General features: G+C 66.6%; 20 protein-coding genes. 14 read left to right on the top strand and 6 right to left on the bottom strand.

Annotated features, from left to right (window positions below; translation table 11 throughout):
• Nucleotides 1-76: 76 nt before the first annotated feature.
• Complete coding sequence (gene upp, locus DV709_RS09220) at nucleotides 77-754, bottom strand: uracil phosphoribosyltransferase (protein ID WP_117593881.1); 678 nt, start codon at nucleotides 752-754, stop codon at nucleotides 77-79.
• Nucleotides 755-938: 184 nt separating this feature from the next.
• On the opposite strand from upp, the gene DV709_RS09215 reads away from it, so the two are divergent.
• Nucleotides 939-2096: a GNAT family N-acetyltransferase gene (locus DV709_RS09215; RefSeq protein WP_117593879.1), complete on the top strand. Its 1158-nt coding sequence runs from the start codon at nucleotides 939-941 to the stop codon at nucleotides 2094-2096.
• Nucleotides 2097-2425: 329 nt separating this feature from the next.
• Nucleotides 2426-3325 (top strand): TylF/MycF/NovP-related O-methyltransferase, encoded by a 900-nt coding sequence (locus tag DV709_RS09210; protein ID WP_117593877.1) that lies wholly within the window; start codon nucleotides 2426-2428, stop codon nucleotides 3323-3325.
• Between the two features lie 42 nt (nucleotides 3326-3367).
• Here the strand turns inward: DV709_RS09210 and DV709_RS18045 are convergent, their stop codons facing one another.
• Nucleotides 3368-3544 carry a hypothetical protein gene (locus tag DV709_RS18045; RefSeq protein ID WP_168191214.1) on the bottom strand — a complete coding sequence of 59 codons (177 nt, stop codon included), beginning with the start codon at nucleotides 3542-3544 and terminating at the stop codon, nucleotides 3368-3370.
• Nucleotides 3545-3603: 59 nt separating this feature from the next.
• On the opposite strand from DV709_RS18045, the gene DV709_RS09205 reads away from it, so the two are divergent.
• Both DV709_RS09205 and DV709_RS09200 read left to right on the top strand, forming a co-directional pair.
• A complete protein-coding gene (locus tag DV709_RS09205) occupies nucleotides 3604-3918 on the top strand; it encodes a hypothetical protein (protein WP_117593875.1) in 315 nt (104 codons plus the stop codon).
• A gap of 56 nt (nucleotides 3919-3974) precedes the next feature.
• Nucleotides 3975-4385: an SRPBCC family protein gene (locus tag DV709_RS09200; RefSeq protein ID WP_117593873.1), complete on the top strand. Its 411-nt coding sequence runs from the start codon at nucleotides 3975-3977 to the stop codon at nucleotides 4383-4385.
• Nucleotides 4386-4427: 42 nt separating this feature from the next.
• On the opposite strand, the gene DV709_RS09195 is transcribed toward DV709_RS09200, so the two are convergent.
• A complete protein-coding gene (locus DV709_RS09195) occupies nucleotides 4428-5669 on the bottom strand; it encodes a CobW family GTP-binding protein (RefSeq protein WP_117593871.1) in 1242 nt (413 codons plus the stop codon).
• Nucleotides 5670-5832: 163 nt separating this feature from the next.
• Here DV709_RS09195 and DV709_RS09190 point away from each other — a divergent pair, with 163 nt between their 5' ends.
• From DV709_RS09190 to DV709_RS09180, 3 genes are all read left to right on the top strand, one after another.
• Nucleotides 5833-6129, top strand: a complete 297-nt coding sequence (locus DV709_RS09190; RefSeq protein ID WP_117593868.1) for a hypothetical protein — start codon at nucleotides 5833-5835, stop codon at nucleotides 6127-6129.
• Nucleotides 6130-6131: 2 nt separating this feature from the next.
• Entirely contained in the window at nucleotides 6132-7100 is a 969-nt protein-coding gene (locus DV709_RS09185; RefSeq protein WP_117593866.1) for an ArsA family ATPase, read from the top strand.
• Between the two features lie 167 nt (nucleotides 7101-7267).
• Complete coding sequence (locus DV709_RS09180) at nucleotides 7268-9070, top strand: carbon starvation CstA family protein (protein WP_117593864.1); 1803 nt, start codon at nucleotides 7268-7270, stop codon at nucleotides 9068-9070.
• Nucleotides 9071-9153: 83 nt separating this feature from the next.
• On the opposite strand, the gene DV709_RS09175 is transcribed toward DV709_RS09180, so the two are convergent.
• Nucleotides 9154-9774, bottom strand: a complete 621-nt coding sequence (locus tag DV709_RS09175; protein ID WP_117593862.1) for a hypothetical protein — start codon at nucleotides 9772-9774, stop codon at nucleotides 9154-9156.
• Nucleotides 9771-10142: a cupin domain-containing protein gene (locus DV709_RS09170; protein WP_117593860.1), complete on the bottom strand. Its 372-nt coding sequence runs from the start codon at nucleotides 10140-10142 to the stop codon at nucleotides 9771-9773. Before DV709_RS09170 ends, DV709_RS09175 begins: the two co-directional genes overlap by 4 nt.
• A gap of 93 nt (nucleotides 10143-10235) precedes the next feature.
• Between DV709_RS09170 and DV709_RS09165 the strand changes: the two genes are divergently transcribed.
• The 7 genes from DV709_RS09165 to DV709_RS09135 all read left to right on the top strand — a co-directional run bounded on the left by DV709_RS09165 (nucleotide 10236) and on the right by DV709_RS09135 (nucleotide 14743).
• A complete protein-coding gene (locus DV709_RS09165; protein ID WP_117593858.1) occupies nucleotides 10236-10466 on the top strand; it encodes a hypothetical protein in 231 nt (76 codons plus the stop codon).
• An 83-nt stretch (nucleotides 10467-10549) separates the two neighbouring features.
• Nucleotides 10550-11233 (top strand): DUF5828 family protein, encoded by a 684-nt coding sequence (locus tag DV709_RS09160; protein WP_117593856.1) that lies wholly within the window; start codon nucleotides 10550-10552, stop codon nucleotides 11231-11233.
• A 169-nt stretch (nucleotides 11234-11402) separates the two neighbouring features.
• Nucleotides 11403-11648 (top strand): hypothetical protein, encoded by a 246-nt coding sequence (locus tag DV709_RS09155; protein WP_117593854.1) that lies wholly within the window; start codon nucleotides 11403-11405, stop codon nucleotides 11646-11648.
• A 43-nt stretch (nucleotides 11649-11691) separates the two neighbouring features.
• Entirely contained in the window at nucleotides 11692-12063 is a 372-nt protein-coding gene (locus tag DV709_RS09150) for a helix-turn-helix domain-containing protein (RefSeq protein ID WP_117593852.1), read from the top strand.
• A 124-nt stretch (nucleotides 12064-12187) separates the two neighbouring features.
• Entirely contained in the window at nucleotides 12188-13498 is a 1311-nt protein-coding gene (gene thrC, locus DV709_RS09145; protein ID WP_117593850.1) for a threonine synthase, read from the top strand.
• Nucleotides 13499-13620: 122 nt separating this feature from the next.
• Nucleotides 13621-14244: a hypothetical protein gene (locus DV709_RS09140; protein ID WP_157972694.1), complete on the top strand. Its 624-nt coding sequence runs from the start codon at nucleotides 13621-13623 to the stop codon at nucleotides 14242-14244.
• A gap of 112 nt (nucleotides 14245-14356) precedes the next feature.
• Nucleotides 14357-14743: a hypothetical protein gene (locus DV709_RS09135; RefSeq protein ID WP_117593846.1), complete on the top strand. Its 387-nt coding sequence runs from the start codon at nucleotides 14357-14359 to the stop codon at nucleotides 14741-14743.
• 85 nt (nucleotides 14744-14828) lie between these two features.
• Here the strand turns inward: DV709_RS09135 and serA are convergent, their stop codons facing one another.
• Complete coding sequence (serA, locus tag DV709_RS09130; protein WP_117593844.1) at nucleotides 14829-16448, bottom strand: phosphoglycerate dehydrogenase; 1620 nt, start codon at nucleotides 16446-16448, stop codon at nucleotides 14829-14831.
• Nucleotides 16449-16483 lie beyond the last annotated feature (35 nt).

Below are 16483 nucleotides of genomic sequence, written 5' to 3'. Positions count from 1 at the left end.
GGGCGGTTTCGAGTCGAAGAGAGGGGGTTCGGAGACCGCCGAGCCCTCGAACCGTCGAAAAGCGAGGAGCGAGTCGCTACTTGGTGCGGAAGGCGCGGTCGCCGGCGTCGCCGAGACCGGGGATGATGTAGCCGTGCTCGTCGAGGTGGTCGTCGATGGCGACGGTGAGCAGGTCCGCCTCGTCGAACTGGCCGCCGACGCGGAGCAGGCCGTCGGGTGCCGAAACCGCAGAGAGGACGAACAGGTTCTCGAAGCCGTCCGCTTCCTCCAGCACGTGGTCCAGGACGGTACACATCGTGCTACCGGTGGCGAGCATCGGGTCGGCGACGATGACGGTGTCCTTCTCCGTGATTTCGGGGAGTTTCACGTAGTCGATCTTGATGGGGAACTCGCCCTCGTCGTTCATCCCGGCGTCCTCGTCGCGTCCGGCGCTGATGACGCCCTGCTTCGCGCGGGGAAACGCCTTCAGCAGCCCCTCGACGAACGGGGTGGCGGCGCGGAGGACGTTGACGATGACGACGTCGTCGAGGCCTTTCACGCGCTCGCCGGTCGTCTGAGCCATCGGGGTCTCGATGGAGACGAACTCGGTCTCCATCGCGCCGTCGATTATCTCGTAGCCGGCGATGCGGCCGAGTTTCACGAGACCTTTCCGGAAGGCGACCTGTTCGGTCTCGACGTCGCGGAGCTTCGACAGCGTGTCCTTTGCGAGCGCGTGGGTGATGAGGTACGCGTCGTCGCGGTCTTCGATGGGCATGTGTAGAGCGGAAACGCCGAACGACATAAAAGACCTCATCGCCGTCTCCGCGGGGGAACGAGTGTCGTACGCGACGGATGCTCGGCCACAAGCGAACGTTTACTCGTCGAAACCGTCGGGAGGGTCTGCACGGTCGGCGTTCGGCGACGAATAACAAAACGTGCGGTTGCGGAGCGACAGCACGATGTCCCCGACGACAGGGTCCGCCCGGGCCGGCCCGAGCGCGGAGACGAAACGCGACGGCGAGTACCGAATACGGGGCTACGAGGCGGGCGACAGAGACGGCCTGCTGGCGCTCGACCGAACCGTGTGGGGCCGCCAGCGCGGCCGCGAGTGGTTCGAGTGGAAGTACGTCGAGAACCCCTACGTCGACCACGTCCCGATTTTCGTCGCCGAGCGCGACGGCGAGATCGTCGGCGCGCGACCGTTTCTCGTCCTGCCGCTCCGCGGACCCGACGCGAGCGGGGTCGCTTTCCAACCGGCGGATACGATGGTCCACCCCGACCACAGACGGCAGGGCGTGTTCACGAACATGACGACGGCGGCGCTGTCGTACTACGCCGACGCCGACGGAGGGCCCGACCTCTACTTCAACTTCCCGAACGAGGCGTCGCGGCCGGGCTACGAGAAACTCGGCTGGCGGGACGCGGGCCGACGGACGACGTTCTATCGGGTGCAGAAGCCGAGCACACTCGTCGGGACTCGCTTCAGCGAAGTCGGCGAGTCGGTCGCGCGGTTGACGACGCCCGTCGCCCGGCGCTACTACCGGAACCGCGACAGGGCCGCCCGAACCGACCGGCAGTTCGTCGTCCACAGACACCGGACGCTGCCCGTCGACCGCCTCGCGGCGCTGTACGAGCGGTCGATACCCGACCGCCTCCACGCGCACCGCGACGCGGCGTTCTACCGCTGGCGCTTGGGGAGCCCGCTCTGGGGACGGCTCACGTACGTCGTCGAGAACGACGAGGGGCCGCTCGCCGCGCTCGTCGCGCGGACGCGGACGACGGAGGACGGTATCGCCGTCACGCAGTTCGTCGAGATCGCGCCGCTCACCGGCGGCGACGAGTGGCTGGCCGGTGTCGCCCGCCTGTTCGACGCCGCGCTCGAAGAGCACGCCGACTCCGACATCGTCGCCGTCTCCGGGAGCGGAGTGCCGCGGGAGTTCCTCACCGAGCGGGGCTTTCTCGCCGACGACGAACGGCCGCTGTCGCTTTTGACTCGGAGTCGGGTGACCATCGTCTCGCGGCCGGTGACCGAGGACGGGCCGCGGGAGTTCGGCGGCCTACCGCTGGACGAACGCGAAAGTTGGTACGTCTCCTTTCTCGAACGGGACACGACGTGAGTCGGGTCGTCGATGCGCGCCGAAGGGGCGCGAGGGGAGACGAGTCGTCGATGCGCGCCGACGGGACGAGAGACGCGTAACGAGCTACGTCGACGAAACGCAGAAAGGAGATACTGCGACGAAACCCACCGACGAGGCGGGGAAAACGAAACGAACGGAGAGAGTCAATCGAAGGTTTCTGATGGAGGCGGCGCGCGAAATCCCGTTTCGAGGGGCGGGACGGCGGTTCGGCGGCGACCGACGCAGTCGCATCGGCCGGCGGCCGAAACGGTCAGACGGTCGACGATAGCGACCGGATAACGATACCCGAGAGAACTGACCCGAACTCGATGACAGAGACACGAACGCGGGTGAGAGCGACGCTGACGCGGGCGTACAGGCTCGGGCTGCTCGTGCTCAGCGTCCCCATCGTTCTCGGCGAGTACTTCGACGCCGACACCGGTGCGGCCTACGGCGTCGACCTCGGGACGAAGTGTCGCCTCGTCGCCCGGATGTTCTGGAACAACCTCCGACTCCCGACGGGGTCGTCGTTCGTCGAACACCTCGTCGTCGCCACGAAGATACTGCAGCTACCGCCCGACGAGGAGGGCGTCGTCGTCGAGTGCGGCTGTTACCTCGGCGGGAGCACGGCGAACCTCTCGCTCGTGGCGGGGCTCTGCGACCGAACGCTCGTCGTATTCGACTCCTTCGAGGGGATGCCCGAACCCGACGAGACGGACGAGGCGCACGTCCTCGTGCAGTCCGAGCAGGTCCACACGTACGAGGCCGGGTCGTGGCGCGGATCGCTCGACGACGTCCGTCGAAACGTCGCCGCCTACGGCGACGTCGACGCCTGCGAGTTCGTAGAGGGCTACTTCGAGGAGACGCTCCCGGCGTTCGACCGGCCGGTCGCGCTCGCCTTCCTGGACGTGGGTCTTCGACGTTCGGCCGAGACGTGTCTCGAAGGGCTCTGGCCGCTGCTTCGACGCGAGGGCTACCTGTTCACTCACGACGTGAAACACATGGAAATCTCGTCGCTGTTCTTCGACCAGGCGTGGTGGCGCGACCACCTCGACAGGGACGCGCCCGGACTCGTCGGCGCGGGCAGCGGGGTCGGCCTCCACCCGCAGCGAAACGGGTTCGGGAGCCTACTGGGCTACGTTGTCAAAGACCCGCGACTCGACCAGTTCGAGCGGGTGGAAGAACGGGGCGCGGGAGCCTACGGCGACGAACTGCTGCGAGACGAGTGAGCGAGGGTCCGGTCGACGCGGCGCGTCCCCGTCTCCGACCGCTCACCGGACGACGAGAAACGTCAGCGCCATCAGTACCCCCGTCGCGATGGCGAGGCGTTGCCACGTGAACGAGAGGAGGCCGACGAACTCGAAGCCGTAGAGGACGACCGACGCGAACGCGAGAGACAACACCAAGTTCATCACGAACAGGACCCGCGGGTCCCCTTGAGACTGCATAGCGCCTCCTGGTTCGGCGTGGCACTTAGCTTCTTTGTGCGGGCGGCCGTCACCGACGTATGCGACTCGGGAACCGCGAGGGGACGCCGGTCGACGCCGTGCCGTTTCTCGTCACGACGTCGCTCACGTTCGCGCTGACGTTCGCGTTCGGTCCCGCTTACGGCCTCTCGCTCGGCCTCCCGTTGAGTGTCGCCGTCGCCGCCTCCGGAGCCGTCTTCGCCGTCGCCGCGGCGGCGGCGTACTATCGGCTCGTCTGGTCCGTCAATCCCGACATCCGACGGGAGGTTCCCGCCGACGTACGACTGCTGAAACTGCTCTACTTCGTATTCGCGGTGTTTCTTCTCCTGTCGTTCCTCTCGGTGCTACAGCTCTGAGTTCGAGGGTTCGTCGGTCGGGGACACTTATGAGACCGCGGCGTCACGGACGACCCATGCACGAGGTGACGGTCTCTCGGTTCGTCCGCGCGCCCCCGCGGGTCGTCCGACGCGCGCTCACGCCCGAAGCGGTGATCCAGTACGAAGGGAGCTTCGAGGTCCGCGACGTCGAAGAGACCGAGGACGGTCCCGTCGTCGTCACCGGCACGGATCGCTTCCAGTTTGCGCTCCGCTTCGAGACGCTCGACGACGGCCTGTTCTACGAGCAGGCGGGCGAAGCCGGACCGTTCGACGCGATGGAGACGACGGTCGGCGTCGCCTCCGAGAACGAGGGGTCGCGGGTGACGGCCCGTTCGTCGGTGAGTCTCGGTCTCCCGCTGGCGGGGCTCACCGACCGCATCGCCGCCTGGAAACGGAAGGGGGAACTGAAGCGCGCGTTGGACGCCTTGGCCGCGGACGTGGAGTGACGCGACGCGGAACGGGTAGCGCGAGTCGAACGGGTACCCGACTCAGGGTTCGGTGACGACGAACTCCTCGCCCTGTCTCGGGAACGGGTTCTCGAACGTCGACCAGTCGGCGTCCATCTCCTCGTCGGTGAGCAGACAGTCGTCGAGCGTCGCCGTCGTCGCTTCCTCGTCGAGGTCCGTGCCGATGACGACGAACGCGGTGCGTCGGTCGCCCCACTCGTCGTCCCACGCCAACTCACTGTGGTTCGACCGGTAGAGGTCCTGGTCGAGTTCGGGGAGAGTCGCAATCCACTGACCGACCGCCTCGGCGCGCACCGACGGCCCCGCTTGGCCGACGACGACGGGCGATTCCCGCCCGGCGACCCAGCAGGTCCCCTTCGAGCGGACGACGTTCGTCGGGAGGTCGGAGAGCAGCGCCGCGAACCGCTCGGGGTGGAACGGCCGACGACGACGGTAGGTGAACGAGGAGACGCCGTACACCTCGTCGGGGTGGCGGTGGTCGTGGTCGTCGCTCCCGTGAGCGTGGCCGTTGTGGGCGTGGTCGTGCGTTCCGTCGTCGCCCTCGTCGGCGGCGTCGAGCGCCTGTTTCCACCCCGCCATCTCGGCGGCGGTCGCCGGGTCGTACAACTGCCGGCCGAACAACCGGTCGGGGTCGACCGCCGACTCCGTCGTCCGGAGAATCTCGGCGTCGGGCACGAGCGCCCGCACCATCTCCTCGACGGCGGCCATCTCCGCCTCGGAGACGAGGTCGGATTTGTTCAGCAGCACGAGGTTAGCGAACTCCACCTGTTCGACGAGGAGGTCGGAGAGCGGACGGCTGTCGTCCTCGTCGGTGCCGCGGCGCTCGGCGACGCCCTCACCGCCGAAGGCGTCGTAGAACAGTCGAGAGTCGAGCACCGTCACGAGCGAGTCCACCTCGTACAGCGCCGCCGCGCGCGACCCGGTGGTGAAGAGGCGGGCGACCGGTTCGGGTTCGCTGATGCCCGAGGACTCGACGACGAGAACGTCGAAGTCGCGGTTTCGCGCGAGTCGGGTGACCGCAGTTTCGAGGTCGTCCTGCAGTTCACAGCAGATGCAGCCGTTCGACAGCTCGGCGACGCCGTCGCCGACCGAGAGGTCGGAGTTCGCGCTCACGAGTTCGGCGTCGACGTTGAGGTCGCCCATGTCGTTGACGAGAACGGCGATGTTTCGGTCCCCCGCGTTTCGGAGGAGGTGGTTCAACAACGTCGTCTTCCCGGCACCGAGGCTCCCGCTGAGAACAGTGACGGGAATCGTCTGCGTCATGTAGACACACTCGCCACCCGACGACCATGAAGCTACGGCGTTCGGCGGCGCGTGCCGGTTCGCGCCGGGGAGAGGCGAGGACGCGTCGGGGTCCGAGCGCGAGTCCCGGAAACGGACGACGTGAGCGACATGCTTTTGCCCGCTCCGAGAAGGACGTGAACGTATGACACTCGCAGAGCGCATCGCGGCCTTCCGCGACATCGCCGAGGAGTGGCTTCGAGGACTCTACCACGGGATGATAAGCCACCCGGCGTACGAGAAGATAGAGAACGAGGCCGAAGACGTCGAGGATGCGTTCATGCTCGCCTGTTTCCCCGACGCGTTCGGCATCCCGTCGCCCGTCTCCTACTACACCGCCGAACTGCTCCCCTATCTCGAAGACGAGTTCGAGGCGTGGGAGCGACGGATGTGGGACCGCGGGTCGCTGCTCGAACGCAAAGGCCAGCAGTACCACTTCTGACGATGCGGAAGTTCGTCTTCTTCGGCGGCAAGGGGGGCGTGGGCAAGACGACGGTGTCGAGCGCGTACGCCTACAAGTGTGCGAACGCGGGGCTTCGGACGCTCGTCGTCTCGACGGACCCGGCGCACTCGACGTCGGACGTCTTCGACCAGCAGTTCGACGACACGCCGAAACCGGTCGACGGCGTCTCCGGCCTCGACGCGATGGAACTCGACCCCGAGGAGGAGGTGAGTCGCCACCTCCAGGGTATCAAGCGGTCGCTGTCGACGCAGGTGAGTCCGGCGATGGTCAACGAGATAGACCGCCAGGTCGAGATGGCCCACCAGACGCCCGGCGCGTACGAGGCGGCGCTGTTCGACCGCTTCGTCGACGTGATGCGCGAGAGCGACGAGTACGACCGCGTCGTCTTCGACACCTCGCCGACCGGGGGGACGCTCCGGTTGCTGTCGCTACCGGAGTTTCTGGAGGGGTGGGCCGAGCGCCTGCTCGCCAAGCGGAAACAGAGCGTCCGTCTGTTCGAGCGGGCGGCCATCGGCGGGAGAGAGCCGCGACGGATGCGCGAGGGCGACCCCGTCATCGCGCAGTTGGAGGAGCGCCGCGACCGCTTTGCGCTCGCGGGGGAGTTGCTCCGCGAGGAGGCCGCCTTCTTCCTCGTCGTCAACCCCGACGAGCTGTCGATTCGGGAGACGGAACGGGCGATCGGGTCGCTCGACGACGCGACGCTCGACGTGCGCGGCCTCGTCGTCAACAAACTCACACCCGAGCCCGACGACGACGAGAACGGTCGAGGAGCGCGCTTCCTGCGCGACAGGGTCCGGACCGAGCGCGAGCGTCTGAAGACGCTGCGCGAGGAGTTCGACAAACCGGTCGTCGCCGAGATCGTGACGCGCGTCGCGGAGGTGAAAGGCGACCTGCTGACCGAGGTGGCCGCCGAGATGGACGTCGAGGTGCATCGAGAACCTGTTAAATGACCGGAGAGTCGCTAAATATTAGTAGAAATTTCACACATCCGCACTGACTGGTTGTGGACTCAAAGAGAGAAAACGCGGAATACAACGTCTATCGCGTACGGCAGCGTCCGTACTGGAAGCTAACGTTTATATGTGGTATACACACATCCACGATGTGGTAGCGTAACATGGTGCAAATCATCTGGCTGGTGGCGACGGTGCTCGTACTGTTCAGCGTGGGGTACTTCGGGTACTCGCGGTATCTCGCGCGGTTCGTCGAACTCGACGACGCCAACACGACACCGGCGCACAAGTACGAAGACGGACAGGAGTACGTCCCGGCGAAGAAGCCGGTGCTCTTGGGGCATCACTATTCGAGTATCGCGGGCGGCGCACCCATCGTCGGCCCCATCACGGCCGGCGTGGTGTGGGGCTGGGTGCCCGCGCTCCTGTGGATTGCCATCGGCAACCCCCTGATGGGCGCGACCCACGACTTCGTCTCGCTGTCGGCGAGTCTCCGACACGACGGGAAGTCCATCGGGTACATCGTCGGCGAGTACGTCGGCCAACGGGGCAAGAACATGCTGCTGTGGTTCGCGTTCCTCACGATAATCCTCGTCGTCGCGGTGTTCGCGCTCGTCGTGGCGATCGTGTTCAACGCCTTCCCGCAGGCGGCGACGGCGAGCCTGATCTACATCGGGCTCGCGGTGCTGTTCGGCGTCTACCTGTACCAGTTGAACTTGCCGTTCCTCGCCGGGACCGCGGCGTTCGTCGTCGCGATGTTCGTCGGCGTCTACGTGGGTATCCTGTACCCCATCGCGCTGCTCCCGGGCGATTACCCCGCGGGTACCATCGTCCTGCTCTCGATGGAGGGGGCGTGGCTCCCGGCCGCGGAGGCGTTCGGCGCGAACACCGCCGCGTGGATTCCGGTCGTCCTCGTCTACGGCGCAATCGCCAGCGCGCTTCCGGTGTGGGTGCTCCTGCAACCGCGCGACTACCTCTCGTCGTTCCTGCTGTACACCGGCGTCGGCGGCGCGCTGCTCGCCATCATCGTCGGCACGTTCTTCGGCGCGAGCGAACCGCTCGTGACGAACCTCGAACCGTACTACGGCTTTATCGGCCGCGGCGGCCTGCCGCTGTTCCCGCTGCTGTTCATCACCATCGCCTGCGGGACCATCAGCGGCTTCCACTCGCTCGTCTCCTCGGGGACGACCTCGAAGCAGCTGAACAAGGAGTCCGACGCCCGCCTCATCGGCTACGGCGGGATGCTCGGCGAAGGGCTGCTGGCCGTCGTCGCGCTGTCGGCGGTCGCAATCGTCTCGCCCGACGTGGGCAGCGGTATCGGTCTCGCACTCCCGACGTTCGCGACTGGCGGCGGCATCATGCTCACGAGCTTCGGTATCCCGACGAGCTTCGGCGGCCCGTTCATGGCGCTCGTGCTCGTGAGCTTCCTGCTCACGTCGACGGACACGGCCGTCAGGCTCGGTCGGTACATGATGGAGGAGATCGTCGACACGCCCGAGACGTCGGTGCAGTCGTTCGCAGCCGACCGGTACGGCAACGCGCTCGTCCAGACGCTTCCGGCGTACATCCTCATCGCGAGCGGGTCGTGGGAGACGCTGTGGGCGCTGTTCGGCGGCGCGAACCAGCTGCTCGCCGCGCTGGCGCTCCTGACGGGGACGGTCTGGCTGGCGAACTGGAGCGACTCCAAACAGCTCGTGAGCACCGGCGGCCCGATGGTGCTCATGGTCACCATCACGGTGATCGGCCTGACGTGGATCGCGATCCACGACAACCTCTACGCGAAGTTCCTCGACTCGGAGTGGATGGCCTCCGCGAGCATCTTCGAGATTCTCGCCGGGGTGGCGCAGATCGCCATCGCACTCACCCTCATCTACCTGGCGCTCTCGCTGGTGAAGTTGGGGTACGAGAACATCCAGAGAGTCCGCGAGGAGCCCGGTTCCGGCGAGTTCACGCCCGGCGACGACTGAACTGAACGCGACCGGTTTCTTTCCGTTTTTCACCGCAGCCAGCGACGATACCGAGTTTCGACGAGAAGAGGGCGGCCGTCGCGTCAGCGAAGCCGACCGAACAGTCGGGAGAGCAGGCCCTCTCTCTCGGTCGGGTCGACGTCGCTCCAGAGCGCGAACGCGCGGGCGACGTCGGCGTTCTCGCTGGCGACGACCGCTTCGTCCTCGGGGGCGACGACGACCAGATTCGTCTCGTAGTGGCCGTAGTAGCCGTACTTGATGAGCGTCCGGCTACTGTGGCCGGCGACGAACTCGCGGACGTCGTCGGGTATCTCGGGGACGACGAGGACGAACGTGAAGTCGGTGCCGTAGTGTTCCTCGTCGGCGACGAGCCACTGCGGGTCGTCGGCGAGTTCGTGACCCAGCGAGACGACCGCCTCGAGGTCGGCGACCGAGACGCCCGAGCGACGCTGGGCGAACAGATACTCCTCGGAGGCGTGGTTCGCGTAGTTGAGCGACGGGTGGAAGAAGTGCTTCTGGCTCTCGACGCGCATCCTCCCGAACAGGTCGAACGCCCGCCCGTGGACGGTCCGGTCCCTCTCGAGGTCGTAGTTGAACATGATGCGGTCGCTCACCCGGTCGAGGTACTCGTCCTCCCAGTCGGGGATGTCCGGGTAGAGCGGCTCCTCGGCGTCTCGACCGGCGCCCTCACTCGCGTCGCTCATGGGTCGTACGCAGTCGCGTCGCCGCTGACCTTGGGTGCACCGATGGCGAGTACGTCGACGGGTGCGTCGGCGTCCTCGGGGTTGTGCGCACGCTGTGGGTCGCCCGGCGAGACGGCGAACAGACAGCCCTCGTCCACCTCGAACGTCTCCTCGGGCGTCTCGACGAACAGCGTCCCCGAGAGGACGAAGAACGCCTCCTCCTGTCTCTCGTGGGAGTGATACATCAGCGGAATCTGCTCGCCCGGTTCCGCGCGGAACCGATTGACGGCCATCTGTTCGAGTCCGGCGGCGTCGGTGAGTCGCCGGAGTTCACAGGGACGGTCGGGGGTCGGGTCGACCGCGTCCGAGTCCACGAGACGGTAACTCATACCGGAGACAGACAGCACGGCGACAAAAACGCGTCGGGAGCGCGGGAGAAGCTTTAATCCGCGTTGTCCCCAACGACCGTGCGAGAGAGACACATGGGAGGAAAACGAACCGAGGCGTGCGGCCGCTGCTCGATGAGCTCCGTCGTGTCGCTGACGACGGAGGGACGTGACGAAGCGGACGGAGAGAGTCGGACCCCGTTTTCGGGCGCGCGAATCGAACTCGACGACGACCAACTCCGTCGCGCCTCGCCGTCGGCGTGGTTCGAGGGAACGCGGCGTCGCCTCGACGAGCTCGCGACGAGACTCGCGTACGGCGAACGGTAGCGGCGAACCGGCGCTCGGTGAGTGCGAACGGTGCTCACCGGGAGACGCTTATTAGTGTCGGGCGACGTACCCACTGGCAGGCGATGGAAGAGAGTATATCAGGGTTCAAGCTTCACGGCTCGTGGGGCGAAATCGTCGAACACGGCGAACGCATCACTCGCGCCCTCCACGATGTGGGAGCGTCGGGCGACGCGTTCGAGGAGTGGGACGAGTGGCGTCCGAAGGTCCACGAACGACTCGCCGAGGACGTAAACGAGAAGACGGCCGAACAGGCGAGCGTCGGCGAGGGCAAAGGTGAGAAAGCCGGGAAGAATCCGGACGACGACCTTCGTACGGCCGGCGAGAAGCTGTCCGAGTCCTACGAGAGAGTCGAGCAGGGCGACAACGAGGGCGCGATGGAGCGCTGGCAGGACTCCATCGGCTACGTCGCGCGGGCGGCGGACTCCGCCAGCAGGAAGGCGGTTCGCGCCGTCGAGAGCACCGTCTACCAGAAGGTGATGACCCAGCTCGCGCCGTACTACTTCGACAACGAACTCGTCAGCGCGAACATCCAGAAGACGACCCGCGGCGACAGCGAGCAGTTCATCTTCGAGGTGAACGTCAACGACGACGAGTTGAAACGACAGGTGTCCGAGCGTCTCGGCGAGTACGAAGACAGCATCGACCGCTGGCACGTCGACACCGAAAAGGAGACGGAGACGGCTGAAGCCGTCGACGGCGTCGAACCGCCTGAACCGAGGGGGACGACGCGCTCGACGACGAACTAGTGCGAGTTCATCTCGCACCGAATCGTCGGCGGGCGCGAGGAGACGACGAACTAGTGCGAGCCTCGTCCACACTGAACCGTCGGCGGGCGCGAGGAGAACCGTCGAAGACGCCATCGCACTCTTCCCCGAGCGAAAACAGTCATAGCGGTCGCTCTCTATCGTACGGACGATGGCAGGACCGCTCCGGGCAGAGGCGGGCGAACTGAGTACAGACGAGATTCTGAGCGCGCTGCGAGACGGTCGTCGTGTCGTCATCACGACGCAGATGTTCGGGAGCGACCACGACGTGACGCTCCGGCACGACGGCGCGACGTACTACTGCGACACGCCGACGACGCTACACAAACACGAGGAGGAGTCGGAGATGCTCGCGTGCATCGAGAAGATGGGATACGGGCGCGTGGACGCAGAGTGACAGTAACGGAGGGCTTTAATCAGCGACGCCGCATACATCGAGTATGACCGACACACCCGAGATGGAAGACCTCGTCCGGACCGACGACCCCGGTTTCGGGCAGGTTCTCGCGTGCGTCTTCGGGGTTCAAGAACACGAGAGCCGAACGTATCTCGTCTTGTTGGAGTATCCGGGAAGCACCGTCGCCGAACTCGCCGAGGAGCTCGACCGAGACAGGAGCAACGTCAACCGCTCCCTGATGACGCTTCTGGAGAAGGGCCTCGCCGAGCGACAGCGCCGACTGCTCGACCCCGGCGGCTACGTCTACCAGTACACCGCGACGCCGCTGCCGGAGGCGAAGACGATGCTGCACGACGCGCTCGACGAGTGGGCCGAACTCGTCCACGAGCGCATCGACGAGTTCGGCGGCGAGTAGCGCCGACGCTCGCGCCGGCCGCACCTCCCGCGAGACGGCCGGCGTCGACGACCGACGCCGACCCGCTCGGCAGCATTCCCCCGAACCTGCGGACTTTTCCCTCCCGGGCGTTCAGGCCATACCGATGAGTCTGAAGCTCTCACGACAGTCGCAGACGGCCCCCGAGGTGGCCGACGACGGAATCTGGCTGGAGTGCATCGAGTGCGGCGAGGCGTTCGCGCCGTTCGAGACGGTTCGTTACACGTGCGACGACTGCGACGGCCTGCTGGAGGTCCGCTACGACGACCTGCCGACGTGGGACGAGTTCGACGACGACCAGCGCGGCGTCTGGCGCTACAACGCTGCGCTCCCGTTCGAGGAGGGGGTGAGTCTCCCCGAAGGCGACACGCCGCTTCACGAGGTGCCCCGACTGGAGGAGTCGGTCGGCGTCCACCGCCTCCGCATCAAACACGAGGGGATGAACCCGACCGGGAGTTTCAAAGACCGAGGGATGACCGTCGGCGTCCGCGTCGCCGAGGAACTGGGCGTCGACCGCCTCGCCTGCGCCTCCACCGGAAACACGAGCGCCGCGCTCGCCGCGTACGGCGCTCGCGCCGGTCTGGAGACGCTCGTACTGCTCCCCTCGGGGAAGGTCGCCGCCGGCAAAATCGCACAGGCGAGCCTCCACGGCGCGCGAATCCTCGAAGTCGACGGCAACTTCGACAGCTGCCTCGACATCGTCCAGGAGCTCGCCGCCCGCGGGGAAGCCTACCTCTTGAACTCGCTGAACCCCTTCCGACTGGAGGGACAGAAGACTATCGGCCTCGAAATTCTGGAACGATTCTACGCCGACGAGGGGCGATACCCCGACAGAATCGTCCTCCCGGTCGGCAACGCGGGCAACACCGCCGCGCTGTACAAGGCGTTCCGCGAACTCGTCGCCAGCGGCGCGCTGCACCCGCGCGACGTGCCGAAGCTCACCGGCGTCCAGGCCGAGGGCGCGGCACCGATGGTCGAAGCCGTCGAGAACGACGCCGACGAGGTCCGGCGGTGGGACGAGGTGGAGACCAAAGCCACCGCGATTCGCATCGGCAACCCGGTCAACGCGCCGAAGGCGCTGCCGGGCATCCGCGAGACGGGCGGTACCGCGGTGTCGGTCTCCGACGAGGCCATCACGTCGGCACAGCGCGCGCTCGCACGGGAGGGTATCGGCGTCGAACCCGCCTCGGCGGCCTCCGTCGCCGGCCTCCAGAAGCTTCGGAATCGAGGTGTCGTCGACGCCGACGAGGACGTCGTCTGCCTCACGACGGGCCACCTCCTGAAAGACCCCGACGCCGCGTTCGAGGCGGGCGACGACCCCGAACCCGTTCCCAACGACACCGACGCGGTGCTCCGTCACCTCGAAGGTCGAAACGGCGGAGTTCTCTCCAAACTGAAGGGTCGGTTCGGTCGCTGACGACCCAGCAGACCGAACACTCTTGCGTTCCTGTGTGAGTATGACCATTGTCTGACACGGGTTTTTCCCAACTGCACTACCTACGAGCGTCTATGCCGCTATCGGGCTTTCCGACGGGTACCGTGAGCAGACCGAACAGCCGGACGTATCCGGCCGGGGAACGACAGGAACGAACCGCCGAGCGGCGGCGCGAGACGGAGCAGGGTCGTCTGCCACAGCGAACCGCGCGGTCAGTCGACGTCGTCGACTCGGGTACGCCGACGGACACTGCCGACTCCCACGAGGACGCGCGCTCGACGGTCGCAGTCTCGTCGTCGCCGCAGTCGCCGCAAGCGTCGGAGTCGTCGCCGCAGTCGCCGCAAGCGTCGGAGTCGTCGCTCGCCTCGTCGCAATCGTCGGAGTCGTCACTGCAGTCGTCGCAGTCGTCGTCGCAGTCGTCGACACCGCTCGTCGACGAGTCGACGAGCCTGCTAGACCGTCTCGGGGCGGTCGAAACGCGCATCCGGAGACTCGAATCCGAACTCGACCGCCTCGGCTCCGAGCGGGGTTTCGTCGACGTCCAATCGCGCGAGGAACGACGCGGAGGCCGCTCGAAACGCGACACCTGGGCGCGAAACCGAACGCAGCGACGGAGTCGAAAACCGCTCCGAGACCGGAACGACGACAGGAACCTGCTTCCGAAGCAGCAGGGGAGCCTCTTGCCGAAGAAGAACGACAACCTCCTCCGGAAACTGTTCTGGCCCTGAACGGTCGGCGGTCCCCGCTGACACTCCAACGAAGCCAAGAGTTTCTTTTTCGTGAAGGAGTGTGACAGTGGTCTGACGCAGACTTTTGGTACTCAATGACATATCCGAACGTGTGTCGCTCTCCGACCTCCCAACTGGCACCGTCAGCGAACCGACCTCCCGAACGTATCCAGACCGTGCGTCGACTCGGCGGCCGAGACGACTGCCGAGATCCGACGGCGGCTTCGACGTCCGACGGCCGCCGCAGTCGTCACGCGGAGACGCGAGCGGCTCGAACGGCCGGCTGCCGTCCGGAGCGACGGCGGACCGACAGCAGCTCGAAGCGCTCCGAGCGCGTATCCGACAGCTAGAAGCGGAAGTCGAGCACCTCGAATCGGAGCGACAGGCCGTCATCGACCACTACGAAGAGCTGTTGCGAGAACAGCGAACTCGGAGCGACGAGAACCGGGGACACCGCCGTCGGGACGAACATCCCATCCGTCGGCTGCTCGGGCTGTAGCCGTCGACTACACGGCTCTGACCGCCGGCTGGACGACCCTAACCGCCGACTACACGACTCTAACCGCCGGCTGCTCGGACCTCGATTACTCGGCGGCGATGTCGAGTCGTCGCGCCTCGGCGTCGCCGTTGAGGACGATGGTGCGGACGCCGATGATACGGTCGTCGGCCAGAAGCGCTTCGGCGGCTTCCTCGGGAACCGCCGAGTCGAGGTTGTAGACGGTGAGCGCCTCGCCACCGCGAGTCTCGCGGGCGTTGAACATCCCCGCGATGTTCACGTCGTGGTCGCCGAGAACGGTGCCGATGAGGCCGATGACGCCCGGTTTGTCGTAGTTGCGCGCGACGAGCATGTGACCGTGCGGGACGGCGTCGACGCGGTAGCCGTCGATGCGGACGATTCGCGGCTCCTCGCCGGCGAAGAGGGTTCCGCTCACGGAGAGCGTCTCCTCGCCGTCGCCGACGGTGACGGTGACGAGGCTCTGGAAGTCCTCGCTCTGCCTGCTCTTGCTCTCGGTGACGTCGATGCCGCGCTCCTCGGCGAGGTGCGGCGCGTTGACCGCGTTGACCTGCCACTCCAGCGGCTCGAAGACGCCTTTCAGGCCGCTCGCGGTGACGAGTTCGACGTCCTCGGCGGCGATGTCGCCGTCGTAGGCGACCTCGATCTCGGAGACGCGCTCGCCAAACACCTGCGCGGCGATCTTGCCGGCCGTCTCCGCGAGGCCGATGTACGGCTTGATGCGCGGGAACGCCTTCTCGTCGACCGATGGCGCGTTCAGTGCGTTGAGAACGGGCTCCTCCGCGAACGCCGCGAGCACCTGTTCGGCGGTGTCGACGGCGACGCTCTCCTGGGCCGCTTCGGTCGATGCGCCGAGGTGCGGCGTGACGATGATGTCGTCGACGCCGAGTAGCGGCGAGTCCTCCGCGAGCGGTTCCTCCTCGAACACGTCGAGCGCCGCGCCGGCGACGGTGCCGTCTTCGACGGCCGCCGCGAGCGCGTCCTCGTCGATGATGCCGCCGCGCGCGCAGTTGACGATGTAGCCGTGGCCGAACGTGTCGAGTTCGTCCTCGCTTATCATCCCGCGCGTCTCGGGCAGGAGCGGGGTGTGAATCGTCAGGAAGTCGGCGCGGGCGAGACAGGCGTCGAGTTCGTCGACGAGCTCCGCGCCGAACTGGTCGGCGCGCTCTTCAGAGATGTAGGGGTCGTAGACGACGAGGTCCGTACCGAGGTTGCCGAGGCGTTTGGCGACTTCCTGGCCGACGCGACCGAAGCCGACGATTCCGAGGGTCTTACCGTTGATCTCGGTGCCGAGGTAGTCGCTCTTGGCCCACTCGCCGGCCTTCAGGCGGACGTGCGCCTGCGGAATCGAGCGCGCGGCGGCGAACGCCATGGCGACGGTGTGCTCGGCGGCGGCGCGGACGTTCCCCTCCGGCGCGTTGGCGACGATGACGCCGTGGTCGGTGGCGGCGTCGATGTCGATGTTGTCGACGCCGATGCCGGCGCGGCCGACGATGACGAGGTCGGGGGCCGCGTCGAAGACGGCCTCGTTCACGTCGGTTCCGGAGCGAACCACGAGCGCGTTGGCGTCGGCGACGGCCGAGAGCAGTTCTTCGCCCGCTACGTCGTAGGCGGTTTCGACTTCGTGACCCGCCTCGCGGAGTCGTTCCAAGCCGGCGTCCGCGATAGGGTCGGTGACCAGCACCTTCATGGCTCTACGCTTCTTCGGATAGCGGTTAAGGGTTT

This window comes from Haloprofundus halophilus (assembly GCF_003439925.1).
In the GTDB taxonomy this organism is placed as follows: Archaea; Halobacteriota; Halobacteria; order Halobacteriales; family Haloferacaceae; genus Haloprofundus; species Haloprofundus halophilus.
Note: the sequence above shows the minus strand (reverse complement) of the source record. Positions and strands in the feature narration are given on the sequence as shown.